General features: G+C 61.9%; 2 protein-coding genes. Both read left to right on the forward strand.

What is annotated here, in order from left to right; genetic code table 11:
• On the forward strand, positions 1-179 hold a 179-nt coding region (locus tag CKO28_RS27855; RefSeq protein ID WP_200344807.1), incomplete at its 5' end, for an ABC transporter permease.
• Positions 176-598 (forward strand): ABC transporter ATP-binding protein (locus CKO28_RS27860; RefSeq protein ID WP_200344809.1); only part of this gene is annotated, 423 nt, incomplete at its 3' end. The genes CKO28_RS27855 and CKO28_RS27860, both read left to right, overlap by 4 nt.

The following is a 598-nucleotide window of genomic DNA, read 5'->3' on the forward strand; positions in this document are numbered from 1 at the left end:
GCCTTGTGAAAGGCGCGGCCTTTGGCTTCATCGTGGCGCTGATGGGCTGTTATTACGGCATGAATTCAGGGCGCGGCGCGCAGGGCGTGGGGCGCGCCACCAAATCCGCCGTGGTCGCCGCCTCGGTCTTGATCTTGGCCGCCAACTATCTGCTGACAGAGGTGTTCTTCTCCGCATGATCGAGATTGAGGGGCTGAAAAAATCCTTTGGCAGCAAGCATGTGCTGCGCGGCGTTGATCTGCATTTGCAGCGCGGCGAAAGCTTGGTGGTGATCGGCGGATCTGGCACGGGCAAATCGGTTTTGCTCAAATGTATCCTGGGGCTGGTGCGCCCCGATGCGGGCACGATTGCGGTGAATGGCGCGCCGGTCGATCAAACGCGCGAAGCGTTCCTGTCGCGCTTTGGCATGCTGTTTCAAGGCGCCGCTTTGTTTGACAGCCTCACCGTTTGGCAAAATGTGGCCTTTCGGCTGTTGCGCGGTCCCGACCGCCGCCCCAAAGACGCGGCGCGCAAGGTGGCAATCGAAAAGCTGGCTCGTGTCGGGCTTGGCCCCGAGGTGGCGGATCTGTTCCCGGCCGAGCTTTCGGGCGGCATGCAA

This window comes from Rhodovibrio sodomensis (assembly GCF_016583645.1).
In the GTDB taxonomy this organism is placed as follows: domain Bacteria; phylum Pseudomonadota; class Alphaproteobacteria; order Kiloniellales; family Rhodovibrionaceae; genus Rhodovibrio; species Rhodovibrio sodomensis.